General features: G+C 66.4%; 12 protein-coding genes and 1 riboswitch. Of the genes, 2 read left to right on the plus strand and 10 right to left on the minus strand.

Features of this window, described 5'->3' with window-relative positions; all coding sequences use genetic code 11:
- Positions 1–10: 10 nt before the first annotated feature.
- On the minus strand, positions 11–337 hold the full coding sequence (locus tag RMCB_RS04410) for a hypothetical protein (RefSeq protein ID WP_029370076.1): 327 nt from the start codon (positions 335–337) through the stop codon (positions 11–13).
- An 11-nt stretch (positions 338–348) separates the two neighbouring features.
- A complete protein-coding gene (locus RMCB_RS04415) occupies positions 349–573 on the minus strand; it encodes a hypothetical protein (RefSeq protein ID WP_072278408.1) in 225 nt (74 codons plus the stop codon).
- A gap of 97 nt (positions 574–670) precedes the next feature.
- Between RMCB_RS04415 and RMCB_RS04420 the strand changes: the two genes are divergently transcribed.
- Positions 671–1,918: a TetR/AcrR family transcriptional regulator gene (locus tag RMCB_RS04420; RefSeq protein WP_062827806.1), complete on the plus strand. Its 1,248-nt coding sequence runs from the start codon at positions 671–673 to the stop codon at positions 1,916–1,918.
- Here the strand turns inward: RMCB_RS04420 and RMCB_RS04425 are convergent.
- The 8 genes from RMCB_RS04425 to thiC all read right to left on the minus strand — a co-directional run bounded on the left by RMCB_RS04425 (position 1,885) and on the right by thiC (position 9,938).
- Entirely contained in the window at positions 1,885–2,157 is a 273-nt protein-coding gene (locus RMCB_RS04425) for a DoxX-related protein (RefSeq protein ID WP_029370073.1), read from the minus strand. The genes RMCB_RS04420 and RMCB_RS04425 overlap by 34 nt on opposite strands.
- 16 nt (positions 2,158–2,173) lie before the next feature.
- The gene (locus RMCB_RS04430) at positions 2,174–3,658 is read right to left on the minus strand and encodes a flavin-containing monooxygenase (protein WP_062827807.1); all 1,485 of its coding nucleotides are present in this window, start codon (positions 3,656–3,658) and stop codon (positions 2,174–2,176) included.
- A 41-nt stretch (positions 3,659–3,699) separates the two neighbouring features.
- The gene (locus RMCB_RS04435) at positions 3,700–4,632 is read right to left on the minus strand and encodes a DUF5996 family protein (protein ID WP_062827808.1); all 933 of its coding nucleotides are present in this window, start codon (positions 4,630–4,632) and stop codon (positions 3,700–3,702) included.
- A gap of 260 nt (positions 4,633–4,892) precedes the next feature.
- Positions 4,893–6,275 (minus strand): cytochrome P450, encoded by a 1,383-nt coding sequence (locus RMCB_RS04440; RefSeq protein ID WP_062827809.1) that lies wholly within the window; start codon positions 6,273–6,275, stop codon positions 4,893–4,895.
- A gap of 45 nt (positions 6,276–6,320) precedes the next feature.
- The gene (locus tag RMCB_RS04445) at positions 6,321–6,848 is read right to left on the minus strand and encodes a septum formation family protein (RefSeq protein ID WP_062827810.1); all 528 of its coding nucleotides are present in this window, start codon (positions 6,846–6,848) and stop codon (positions 6,321–6,323) included.
- Entirely contained in the window at positions 6,845–7,486 is a 642-nt protein-coding gene (locus RMCB_RS04450; protein ID WP_062827811.1) for an alpha/beta hydrolase family protein, read from the minus strand. Before RMCB_RS04450 ends, RMCB_RS04445 begins: the two co-directional genes overlap by 4 nt.
- Positions 7,483–8,265 (minus strand): bifunctional hydroxymethylpyrimidine kinase/phosphomethylpyrimidine kinase, encoded by a 783-nt coding sequence (thiD, locus tag RMCB_RS04455; protein ID WP_201028236.1) that lies wholly within the window; start codon positions 8,263–8,265, stop codon positions 7,483–7,485. Before thiD ends, RMCB_RS04450 begins: the two co-directional genes overlap by 4 nt.
- A 56-nt stretch (positions 8,266–8,321) precedes the next feature.
- Positions 8,322–9,938, minus strand: coding sequence for a phosphomethylpyrimidine synthase ThiC (gene thiC / locus RMCB_RS04460; RefSeq protein ID WP_062827813.1), 1,617 nt, complete (start codon positions 9,936–9,938; stop codon positions 8,322–8,324).
- Positions 9,932–10,040: riboswitch (TPP riboswitch) on the minus strand. Its footprint overlaps the gene before it by 7 nt.
- A gap of 278 nt (positions 10,041–10,318) precedes the next feature.
- Between thiC and RMCB_RS04465 the strand changes: the two genes are divergently transcribed.
- The gene (locus tag RMCB_RS04465) at positions 10,319–12,100 is read left to right on the plus strand and encodes an MFS transporter (RefSeq protein WP_062827814.1); all 1,782 of its coding nucleotides are present in this window, start codon (positions 10,319–10,321) and stop codon (positions 12,098–12,100) included.
- Positions 12,101–12,116 lie beyond the last annotated feature (16 nt).

The following is a 12,116-nucleotide window of genomic DNA, read 5'->3' on the forward strand; positions in this document are numbered from 1 at the left end:
CGCGGAGGGTTCAGTGGGTGTCGCGTGTCGGAACAAGTGATTCGTGCGCCGGCGACATCGCTGCGCGCACCAGCACCGCGATGACCGCCAGGGCACCGATCGCCACCACCGGGATGGTCCACAGCCTGCGGGTCATCAGCGCCGAACCGCACTTGTCGACGTACTGATCCCCGGCGGCGCTGGCCTGCACCAGATGCGCCGAATACGACGATCCGCACGGAATCTGCATGCCGTACTGGTCGAAGTCGTCGAGGTACACCGGCATGCTCATCAGGTACAGGCCGATGCCGAGGATCACCAGACCGGCGATCCCGAGATACACGGCTCGATAACTCATCTATGCCCCCTTCAGGTCATACAAACGTCGGCGAACAGCAGCACCGGCCACGAAACGATCGACCCGAGCGCCGACACCACGGCGTCCAGGCTGGACATCTCTCGGAGATGTTCGGTGTGGGTGCTCGACCAGATCACCCCGATCAGCCCGTACGGGGTGCCGATGATCAGCGAGATCACGATCAGTTCGCCGACCGCGACGCGGTGCGCCAGCAATCGTCGCAACCTGACCAGCACGGGACCCCCATCCGGCATCAACCCTGCATATGTTAATGCCGATTCTGTCGGGTCCGGTCCCTTTGACCACATTCACGGGTCCGTTTATGGTGTCGGCATGGCGCGCACCCCGCCCACCCGCGGCGACGGGAGTGCACCTGTCGTGCGGCGCCGTCCGAAAGACCGGAAAGCCCAGATCGCCCGCGTCTCTGCGGAGGAGTTCAGTGCCCTCGGCTATCACGGTGTCAGCATGGAGGCCATCGCATCGCGCGTCGGGATCTCGGCGGCTGCGTTGTACCGGCACTATTCGAGCAAGTACGAACTGTTCCGCGACGCCGTGCTCAATCTCGGCCAGCAACTGGTCGACTGCACCGCGCCCGCCGACCAGACCGAAGCCGACCCGCGTCGGGAACTGCGTCGCCTGGTCGCCGCGCTGACCGACACCGCGCTGGCCAACCGGGAGTCCGGTGGCCTGTACCGGTGGGAGGCCCGGTTCCTGCGCGGCGATGATCAGGCTGCGTTGAACAGCCAGATGCGGACCGTGCACCTGCGCATCCAGCGGCCGCTGCGGGTGCTGAGACCCGAGCTCGGATCGCACGAGCGCTGGACGCTGTCGACCGCCGTGCTCAGCGTGCTCGGCAGCATCGTCGACCATCGGGCCAAGCTGCCTGCCGGCCAGATCCGTGCGGTGCTCGCCGAGATCATCGACACCGTGCTCGCCGCGGATCTGCCCGAGCTTCCCACGGCCGCCGATCCGGTGGCGCAGGGGCGGCCCGTCGCCGACGCCACCAAATACGAAGCGTTGCTGAGTGAATCGCTGCGGTTGTTCAACCAGAACGGCTACCGCGACACCACCATGGAGGACATCGCGAGTGCGGTCGGCATGCCGGCATCGGGCATCTATCGGTACTTCTCGGGCAAGACGAACATCCTCGCAGCCGGATTCCGGCGGGTGGCCGATCGACTGTCCGAAGACATGGCCGAGGTGCTGCGCACGGTCCCCGATCCCGAACAGGCACTCGCGGCGCTGATCGACGGGTATGTGGCACGTTCGTTCGCCCGCCCGGAACTCGACTACGTCTACTACACCGAACGTCTCAACATGACTGCCGCCGACCAGAAAATCCTGCGCGACCTGCAGAGGTCCGCAGTGGAATGCTGGGTGAACCTGGTGATACCCGTGCGGCCCCAGTGGACTGCCGGTCAGGCTCGGTTCGCGGTTCATGCTGCGATGGCGTTGGTGATCGACCTGGGCCGGCTCATGGGGTACCAGAATTCGGAGCAGGCCCGGGCCGTGGTGACGGCCATGGTCGATCTCACCCTGTTCGGGCGCTACCGGTTGCGGGCGGCGTTGCCGGCCAGATAAGCGACGTATCCGACGGTTCCGGCGAGAGCCAGCTTGCGGGTCTTGCGCAGGATCAGCCCCAACCCGAGTGCGGTCTCGATGCCCCCGTTGGTGTAGATGTGCTTGTGCGTGTCCTTGGGGAACGCGGACTTCGTGATCGATTCGAACAACTGCGGCTTCACGAAATGGGCCACACCGGTTCCGGCCAGGCCGAGGCCGGCGAGCTTGGCCAGCGTCGAGTCGTTGTTCTGTTCGGTCATGGATGATCCTCTCTGATCAGGAAAACGCATAGTCGCTCAACGGGAATCGGGAAGCGTCCGCAACGGCCCGACGCGTTGTCATGGGCCGCAGCAGGGTGGCTTCGCCGCTCGGATTGAAATAGTACGACCGTGCCGAAGCGCAGTCGCCGAGGGTGAACAACGAGTCGCCGAGCAGCTCGGTCATCAAGTCCAGATACCGTGCGTTGGCTTCCTCGGTCACCTCGAATGTGGTGGCGCCGCGGCGGTTCAGCTCACCGAACAGCCGGTCCATCAACCGCATCTGGTATTCCATGGTGTTGAAGAAGTTCAACCCGAGGAACGCGTACGGACTGGCCAGGCTCAGGTAGTTCGGGAAGTACGGCATCGAGACGCCCTGGTAAGCCTGGAACCTGGTGTCGCGCCACCATTTTCCGAGGTTGCGACCGTCCCGGCCGATCACCTCGATGGCCGGGAAATTGGCCTCCCAGAGGTCGAATCCGGTGGCCAGCACGAGGGTGTCGATGACGGTCTTGCTGCCGTCGGCATTGACGATGCCGTCGGGCTCGATGTGGTCGATGCCGTCGGCCTGCAGTTGCACGTGCGGTTTGGTGAAGGTGCGGTAGTAGCTGTTGGAGAATGTCGGCCGTTTACAGCCGAAGTCGTAGTCCGGGGTCAGTTTGCGACGCAGCTGCGGATCGCGGATCGAGGCGAACCGGTGCAGTTTGGCCAGATCCGCCGCGGCGATGTTGAGCCGACGGAAGTACCGGTGTTTGAGCACCGCGGTGTCGACCATGAATGCGTAGATGCCGTCGGTGACGGTCCGGATGGCGCGCTGCGTCAACGGGATTCGGGCGAACAGGGCCCTGATCGGGGGCGGGAACCGCACGTCGATCTTCGGCACCACCCAGATCGGGGTGCGTTGGTAGACCGTTAACGCGGTCACCCGGCGGGCCAGCTCGGGGATGAGCTGCACCGCGGTGGCGCCGGTGCCGATGATCGCCACGCTGCGACCGGACAGGTCGTACCCGTCGTCCCAGTCGGTGGTGTGGATGATCCTGCCCGCGAAGCTGTCGATGCCGGCGATGTCGGGTGTGTGTGGTTGGGAGAGAAAGCCGGTGGCGGTCAAGAGGTAGCGGGCCCGCAGTGTCTCACCGTCGGCGACCGTCACGTGCCAGTGCGCGGTCTCCTCGTCCCAGCGGGCGCCCTGCACGGTCGTGTTGAACCGGATGTGCCGCCGTACGTCGTACTTGTCGGCGACCGTGTCGGCGTAGCGCTTGATCTCGGTGCCCGTCGAGAACAGCCGCGACCAGTGTGGGTTGGGCTCGAAGAAGTACGAGTACGTGGTGGTGGGGACGTCGACGGCCAAGCCGGGGTAGTGGTTGACATGCCAGGTGCCGCCGAGGTCGGCTTCGCGGTCGACGATCACGAAGTCGTCGATACCCATCCGCTTGAGCTGGATGGCCGCGCCGATCCCGGCGAACCCCGCCCCGACGATCACGGCGTCGTGTGCCCCCGGATTCATGGCGAAACAGTACCGCAGGTACCGGGTACTTTGTCGAGGGGTTACCCGCCTGGAGCGTGCCACCGGTGCGGATCGGCCTCCAACTGCGCGCGATCCCAGCCGGCCAGATCGGCGGCCGCGGCATAGGTGGACTGCAGGAACTCCATGAGCGCGCGATCAGGATCAGCAGAGGCCCGCACCGCCTCGTAGGGCAGCAGGAACTGGCGGAACTCCCCGCTGTAGAACGCGGGCTCAGGGCCGACCGGGTACTCGGCGAATTCCGCGGGTTCCGGGTACGCGTAGGCGTAGAAGGCGCCCTCTTCGCCGCCACCGGGCCAGAATCCGCAACTGCTCAACTCGTGCGAGTAGCCCTCCACCATGACCCAGTCGCCGCAGTTGGGTGCCCCGCCCGGGTGTTCGGGCGCCGGTCGGCCGGAGAACCTCGTGCACGCCATGTCGAACGAACCCCAGAAGAAGTGCACTGGGCTCACCTTGCCGATGAAGTGGGAGCGGAATTCGTTGATCACCCGGTGGGCCTGAATCAGTTGGCGCCAGAACAGGTGTGCGGCCTGCGGGTCGTAAGACGCGTGCTGATGGTCCTCGGCGAACGGAATGGCGGGATCGACTTCATTGGGGCGCGCGGAAATCTCTGCTTCGATACCGAGTTGCCGTAGCGCGGAGAGGGTCTCGGCATAGAACTCGGCGACGGGCTTGGCCGCAAGGGCGACGCCTACGGAACCGCCGTCGCTCGTCCGGATCGCCAGCACATGGTCGACGAAGTCGAATTCCAGGTCGAACAAGCGGTTTTCGTACGGAATCGATCCGGTGGTCAGGCCTCGTGGACTGACATACAGGGTAACCTGCCACCAGTGGTTGAGCAGCGGCGAATGGGTGAGGCGGATCTTGCCGACGATCTGCGTCCACATGTGCAGGGTGTCGCGGGTTGGCCCCCAGTCCGCGACCCGTAGGGCGGGCCAGCCGTTGTCGACGCTCATGCGAGTCCTTTCTCGGTGCTTACGCAAACATCTCACCGCTGCCGGGCCGTGTGGTCAATGCCGGGGCAGAACACCCGCCAAAGACGTTGTCACCTGGGGCGATTCGCCGCATTGGTCGCCACGATGCGGGGCCTGCTGCGGAACCTCGATCACCGGGTCAGGGTGAAGGAACCGTGGGGCCTATGCGCCGACCGCGTCGCAGAGATCCGCAGTTCGATCACCAAACTCACTGCCACGGCGAGCTTCTGACGGTGACCGGATCACGGTTTGCGCCGCGTCACCCGCGCCGGAATCGGCTCGGCGGCAACGACGGTAAAGGGTGTTTCCACCGGGAAGTCGTCGTGCAATGAGGTCACGGCGACCTCGCGCACCAGGGTGCCCAGCGCCAGGGTGGCTTCCAGCATCGCGAAGTGATCTCCCACGCATGAGCGCGGGCCGCCACCGAAAGGTAGGTATTGCCAACGACTTCGGCCCACCGAGCGCTCCGGGGTGAACCGGTCCGGGTCGAACTCCAGCGGATCGTCCCAGAGTTCGGGGTCGCGGTGCATGGCATAGAAGTTGACCAGCGCCATGGTCCCGGCCTCGGCGCGGTAGCCGTCGACCGTGATCTCCTCGTTGAGCATGCGCGGTGTGCCCGAACCGGGCGGGCACAGCCGCAGCGACTCGTGCAGCACCCGCACGGTGTACTCCAGGCGGGGCACGTCATCGGGAGTCAGGGGGCGGTCACCCAGTGCGTCCACCTCGGTGTGCACGCGGGCCTGGATGTCGGGATGACGGCCCAGCGCCCACAGTGAGTAGCACAGCGTGGTCGAGGTGGTGTCATGGCCGGCGAGCATGAAAAGCACCAATTCATGACAGATTTCGTCGTCGGTGAGTCGCTGTCCGGTGTCCGGGTCGCTGGCCTCGATGAGGGCGCGCACCAAAGGTGCGTCGCGATCGGGGTCGGCCCGTACGGCGGTCAGGATCTCGTCGGCGAGCTGATGAAGTCGCGCATTGCCCGCCTTGGCCCGGCGCTGTGCCGGAGTGGGCACCCACTGCGGGAGCTTGACCGGGTGGGTCGCGCGGTCGGATATCCACGACAGCGACGCGCGTAACGCAGGGCCCACGTCTTCGGCTCGCTCGTCGAGGTCCAGTCCGAACACCGAACGGCCCAGGGCCCGCAGCGTCAGCGTGCGGCATGCGGCGTCCAGGTCGATCGTGGCGCCGTCCTCCCAGCTGTCGGCGACCGCCTGCGCCGCGTCGGCCATATGCCCGGCGTACCGCGGGACATGCTTCTTGGTGAACATCGGCTGCAGGGTGCGGCGCCGGGGCAGCCAGCGGTCATGCGGCAGGTTGAGCAGGTTGCCTCCCATCAGCCTGCGCAGGTCGATCATGTTGACGGCGCCGCCGCGATCAGCGACCGCATCGGGGCGGCCCAGGACGTCGCGCGCCCCCTGCGGCGAGGTGATCAGCAGGACCGGCGGGATGAGCCACCGGGGTCCCAGCACGATGCGGCTGACCGGGCCGCCGGCGTCGCGTAGCCGCTGATGTCCTTCGATGAAGAGCCGCAGCGCCTTGATCTGTTGCCGGTAGGGCAGCGGGTTGAGGGGTGCCAGCGGCAGCGCAGCGGGCGTGGTGACCGCAGGACTCTCGATCTCGACCATGCGTCGAGTGTCGGCGCTGCCCGTCCGCCCGATTAGAGTAAGGCGTTACCCCAATTTCCCGGTGCGGGGATTATCGCTGGTCGCGATGCATGTGACGGTACGGTCTCCCCGTTGCCAGGAGTCGGAGGTCGGGTACAGCACGAACAGCTTGATGGCCGCGTCGCTGACGGCGTTCGGGGCATAGTTGGTGAGCGCCGGCTTGCATTGCTCGGTGTACTTCATCACCGCGGCGTCACCGGGGAAGTTGCCGTCGGGCATGGTCAGCACCGAGAACACCTCGCCCTTGTGCGGCTGATCGCAGGCCACGGTGTGGACGTAGAGCACCCTGCTGCTGTCGGGTACGTCGCCGAGGCAGTCGCCGACCTTGACCTGCGTGGCCTGCGTCGAGTCTCGGTTCACCAGGTAATAGACCGCGGCCGCCGCGGCGACGGCGACCACCACGACAACCGCCACGAGGATCAAGATCCACTTGAGCGCCGAGGATTTCTTCTTGGGTTGGGCCGCGAACCGGCCGGACTCCGCGGAATACGGCTGTGGCGGTGGCGGCGGGTAGTGCCCGGGCGGATTTGTCACGCCAGCAACCGTAGCGCTGCGTCGACCGCGAGGGCAGGCACGTCCGATGTCTTGGAACCCAGATCGTGCCGCGCGCCGGTGATCGCGACCAACTCGGTCGGGCCGCCGACGAGCGCGACCGCGGCGGCCAACTCGTCGAGCGTGCCGAACGGGTCGGCGCTGCCGTGGGTGAACACCGTCGGCGCGGTGATCCGCGGCAGATGCTCGGTGCGGGCGCGTTCCGGCTTGCCCGGTGGGTGCAGCGGGTAGGAGAAGAGCGTGAGGACGTCCACGACGACGGGCGCCTCGGACTCGTCGCCGGCCACCGCCATCGACGTCTGCCTGCCGCCATAGGAATGCCCGCCGGCGATCACCGGACCCGCGGTGAGTGTGCGGGCCAGTGCCACCGCCTCGGCGATACCGGCGCGGTCGGCGGCCGCCGACCCGGACGGCGGCCCCTTGGGCCTGCGACGCCGGTACGGCAGGTTGTAGCGGATCGCGAGCCAGCCTCGCGAAGCCCATTCGTCGCAGATCTTGACCAGCATCGGGGAATTGCGGTTGCCGCCGGCCCCGTGGGTGAGCACCACGACACCGTGCGGGGTGCCGTCGGGTTCGTGCGCGATGCCGTCGATCGGAGCCAGGCTCGCGTCCAGGTTCATGCGTTCAATCTAAAGAGCGCCGACACCGGGCCGTGGCCGTGGCCGAGCGGGTACGCCGCACGCAGGCATTCGGTGACCCATCGCTTGCCGAAGGCGACGGCGTCGGGCACCGAATAACCATGCGCGAGAGCACTGGCCGTCGCGGCGGCCAGCGTGTCGCCTGCGCCGTGATCGTGACCGGTGTCGACGCGTTCGGCGTCGAACTCGTGGAACTGCGTGCCGTCGAACAACAGATCGGGGCTGTGTGTGCTGGCCCGCAGGTGCCCGCCCTTGACCAGCGCCCACCGCGGTCCCAGGGCATGCAGGGCCCGGGCCGCATCCTTCTGGCTTTCAGTGTCCACCACGTCTATGCCCGTCAGCAGCCGGACCTCATCGAGGTTGGGGGTGACCAGCGTCGCCAGCGGGAACAACCGGGTACGCAGGGCATCCAGAGCGCTCGGGTGTAGCAATGGATCGCCGTGCATGGAGGCGCACACCGGGTCCACCACCAGCGGCACGCCGAGGCTGAGCTGGTCCCACGTTTCGGCGACGGTCTCGATGATGTCCGATGACGCCAGCATGCCGGTCTTGGCGGCCTGCAGTCCGATGTCGGTCGCCACGGCCTCGATCTGGCCTGCCACCACGTCCAGCGGGATTTCGTGAAACCCCTTGACGCCCACCGAGTTCTGGACCGTCACCGCGGTGATGGCGACCAGCCCGTGTAGACCCAGCATGGCGAAGGTGCGCAGGTCGGCCTGAATGCCCGCACCACCGCCGGAGTCTGATCCGGCGATCGTCATCACCCGATGCGGGGCCTCACCCGGTGGGGTCAGCGGCAGGAAGCTCTCGTGGTTCGTCACGGGGCTAAGGGTAGATAAACGCGATTTCCGTGGTCGGCGAACTCCTGCGATTTCGCCGCCATGCCCTGCGCGATCTCGTCGGGCACTCCGTTCGGATAGGCGTCGCGGATGTCCTGCGTGATGCGCATCGAACAGAACTTCGGGCCGCACATCGAGCAGAAGTGGGCGGTCTTGGCCGGCTCGGCGGGCAGGGTCTCGTCGTGGAATTCGCGTGCGGTGTCCGGGTCGAGTGACAGCGCGAACTGGTCGTGCCAGCGGAACTCGAAGCGGGCCTTGGACAGTGCGTTGTCCCGTTCCTGTGCCCGTGGGTGCCCCTTCGCGAGATCGGCGGCGTGCGCGGCGATCTTGTACGCGATCACGCCGTCCTTGACGTCCTTGCGGTCGGGCAGGCCGAGGTGTTCCTTGGGAGTGACGTAGCACAGCATCGCCGTGCCGGCCTGCGCGATGATCGCGGCGCCGATCGCCGAGGTGATGTGGTCGTACGCCGGTGCGATGTCGGTGGCCAAGGGGCCCAGCGTGTAGAACGGTGCCTCGTCGCAGAGCTCTTCCTCGAGCTTGACGTTCTCCACGATCTTGTGCATCGGTACGTGGCCGGGGCCCTCGATCATCACCTGCACCCCATGGGATTTGGCGATCTTCGTCAGTTCACCCAGCGTGCGCAGCTCGGCGAACTGTGCCTCGTCGTTGGCGTCGGCGATCGAGCCGGGCCGCAGTCCGTCTCCCAGTGAGAAGGTCACGTCGTAGCGGGCCAGGATCTCGCAGAGTTCTTCGAAGTTGGTGTACAGGAACGACTCTGTGTGATGCGCCAGGCACCATGCCGCCATGATCGAGCCGCCGCGGGACACGATGCCGGTGACGCGATTGACGGTCAGCGGGATGTAGCGCAGCAGTACCCCGGCGTGCACCGTCATGTAGTCGACGCCCTGCTCGGCCTGCTCGATCACGGTGTCGCGGTACAGCTCCCACGTCAGCTTGGTGGGATCGCCGTTGGTCTTCTCCAGTGCCTGGTAGATCGGCACGGTGCCGACCGGCACCGGTGAGTTGCGCAGGATCCACTCGCGGGTCTCGTGGATATTGCGGCCGGTGGACAGATCCATGATGGTGTCCGCACCCCAGCGGGTGGCCCACACCATCTTGTCGACCTCTTCGCCGATGGACGATGTGACGGCCGAATTGCCGATATTGGCATTGACTTTCACACCAAAGGCCTTGCCGATGATCATCGGCTCGCTCTCCGGGTGATTGTGGTTGGCGGGTATCACCGCGCGGCCGCGGGCCACCTCGTCGCGAACCAGCTCGGGTGAAACCCCTTCGCGGGCAGCGATAAAGGCCATCTCCGCGGTGATCTCGCCGGCCCGGGCCCGCTGCAGCTGGGTGCCGCGGTCGCGGATCACGTTGGGCCGCGGCGGAAGTCCCGCGGTCAGGTCGATCACCGCATCGTCGTCGGTGTACGGTCCCGAGGTGTCATACAGGTCGAGATGCTCACCGTTGGTGAGGTTGACCCGGCGGAACGGCACCCGCACACCGTCGATCTCGCGGTAGACCTTGGTGCTCCCCGTGATGGGACCCGTGGTCACAGAGGAGAGGTCAACAGAAACGTCGGACAGCGTCATTACGCTCATCTCCCTACGCCGGCATTACCCGGTCAGGTTCAACGGTCGACGGGCCTACCCGTCCTCTCAGCGCACTCGGTGTGCACTCCCGTGTGGATTGGAATCGTGCGGGTACCAACCTAGCGCAGATGCCCGCGGTGGGGAACAGCGGACCGGTTCTCAGGAGATTGGCAGCGACGCGTTGTGACCCCGGTTTGCGATGTCGCCGAATTCGACGCCAGGGTTGCCGATCGGGTGGCGCCGCGACCCTCACGTCAAAATCGGCGACGGGGTGGCCGGGCCTCGCTCGCCAGCGGGAATTGCCGTCCGTTGATTTGCATAGCTAATATATACGTTCTGGGTAGTCCCGAACCTGACGATGACGACGACGAAGAAGATTGATGACGACTGAGACGACGACTGCAAACCAATCAGGCAGCGCTACCCCGCCGGCCGGCGCCGATTCGGCGGCCCTGGAGACGGCGCGCCGGCGGGTCCGGATGGATCACGACCATCCGTTCTACAAGTGGATCGCGCTGTCCAACACGACGCTGGGAACCTTGATGGCGACCATCAACGCGTCGATCGTGCTGATTTCCCTGCCCGCGATCTTCCGCGGGATCGGGCTCAACCCGCTGGCCCCGGCGAACGTCAGCTACCTGCTGTGGATGCTCATGGGCTACCTCGTGGTGACGGCCGTGCTCGTGGTGCTGTTCGGTCGGCTCGGCGACATGTACGGCCGGGTCCGCATCTACAACCTGGGCTTCGTGGTGTTCACCGTCGCGGCCATCGCGCTCTCGGTGGATCCGTTCCATCTCGGCGGCGGCGCGGTGTGGCTGATCGGCTGGCGCGTGGTGCAGGGCGTCGGCGGCGCGATGCTGATGGCGTCGTCCTCGGCGATCCTCACCGACGCATTCCCGGCCAACCAGCGCGGCATGGCCCTCGGCGTCAACATGGTGGCCGCCGTCGCAGGCTCCTTCCTCGGTCTGCTCATCGGCGGTGTGCTGTCCGAATGGGACTGGCGGGCCATCTTCTGGGTCGGCGTCCCCGTCGGCATCCTCGGCACCATCTGGAGCTACCGCTCGCTGCGCGAACTCGGCGCCCGCAGCCCGGGCCGGCTCGACTGGGCGGGCACGCTGACCTTCGGCATCGGGCTGACCGTGCTGCTCACCGGCATCACCTACGGCATCCAGCCCTACGGCGGCTCCACCACCGGATGGCTGAATCCGTGGGTGCTGGGCGCGATCATCGCGGGTGTGCTGATGCTGGTCGCGTTCTGTGTCATCGAACTGCGCGTCGAGCATCCGATGATGAACATCCGGTTGTTTCGCAGCACCGCATTCGGCATGGGCAACCTCGCCGGCCTGATGAGCTCGGTGGGCCGCGGCGGCCTGCAGTTCATGCTGATCATCTGGCTGCAGGGCATCTGGCTGCCTTTGCACGGCTACAGCTTCGAGTCCACCCCGCTGTGGGCAGGCATCTACATGCTGCCGATGACCATCGGTTTCCTCGTGTCCGGTCCGCTGGCCGGGACACTGTCCGACCGCTACGGCGCGCGGCCGTTCACGGTCGGCGGCATGCTGCTGATGGCGGTCACGTTCGTCGCGCTCGTGTTGATTCCCGTCGACTTCAACTACTGGCTGTTCGCCACGCTGGTGTTCTTCAACGGCCTGGGCGGCGGCATCTTCACCGCACCCAACACCGCCGCCATCATGTCGGCGGTGCCTGCCGCCGAGCGCGGCGCGGCCTCGGGTGTGCGTGCCACGTTCTTCAACGCCGGCTCGTCACTGTCGATCGGCATCTTCTTCTCGCTGATGATCGTCGGGCTCGCGGGATCTCTGCCCACCGCGATGTCGAGCGGCCTTGAGCAGCAGGGTGTCTCCGCGGCAGTGGCCCAAGATGTCGCCCAGCTGCCACCGGTCGGCAGCCTGTTCGCGGCATTCCTCGGCTACAACCCGATCGCGGAGTTGTTGGGCCCGTCGCATGCCCTGCAGCAACCGGGGGTCAATGCCGACGTGCTGACCGGGCAGCAGTTCTTCCCGCACCTGATCACCGAGCCGTTCCATTCCGGCTTGGTGGTGGTGTTCACCGCGGCGGCGGTGATGATGGTGCTCGGTGCGATCGCGTCGATGTTCAGTGCCGGCCGCTATGCGACGGAGACGGGAGCCGACAACGCGGCCTGACGCGGGAGCCGGCTCT

The organism is Mycolicibacterium brisbanense (genome assembly GCF_001570425.1).
Taxonomy (GTDB): domain Bacteria; phylum Actinomycetota; class Actinomycetes; order Mycobacteriales; family Mycobacteriaceae; genus Mycobacterium; species Mycobacterium brisbanense.

Bases quoted from the DNA above. Each gene is read 5' to 3' on its own strand.
- RMCB_RS04410 (WP_029370076.1), bottom strand. From the start codon at position 337: ATGAGTTATCGAGCCGTGTATCTCGGGATCGCCGGTCTGGTGATCCTC.
- RMCB_RS04420 (WP_062827806.1), top strand. From the start codon at position 671: ATGGCGCGCACCCCGCCCACCCGCGGCGACGGGAGTGCACCTGTCGTG.
- RMCB_RS04425 (WP_029370073.1), bottom strand. From the start codon at position 2,157: ATGACCGAACAGAACAACGACTCGACGCTGGCCAAGCTCGCCGGCCTC.
- RMCB_RS04430 (WP_062827807.1), bottom strand. From the start codon at position 3,658: ATGAATCCGGGGGCACACGACGCCGTGATCGTCGGGGCGGGGTTCGCC.
- RMCB_RS04435 (WP_062827808.1), bottom strand. From the start codon at position 4,632: ATGAGCGTCGACAACGGCTGGCCCGCCCTACGGGTCGCGGACTGGGGG.
- RMCB_RS04440 (WP_062827809.1), bottom strand. From the start codon at position 6,275: ATGGTCGAGATCGAGAGTCCTGCGGTCACCACGCCCGCTGCGCTGCCG.
- RMCB_RS04450 (WP_062827811.1), bottom strand. From the start codon at position 7,486: ATGAACCTGGACGCGAGCCTGGCTCCGATCGACGGCATCGCGCACGAA.
- thiD (WP_201028236.1), bottom strand. From the start codon at position 8,265: ATGACGATCGCCGGATCAGACTCCGGCGGTGGTGCGGGCATTCAGGCC.
- thiC (WP_062827813.1), bottom strand. From the start codon at position 9,938: ATGACGCTGTCCGACGTTTCTGTTGACCTCTCCTCTGTGACCACGGGT.
- RMCB_RS04465 (WP_062827814.1), top strand. From the start codon at position 10,319: ATGACGACTGAGACGACGACTGCAAACCAATCAGGCAGCGCTACCCCG.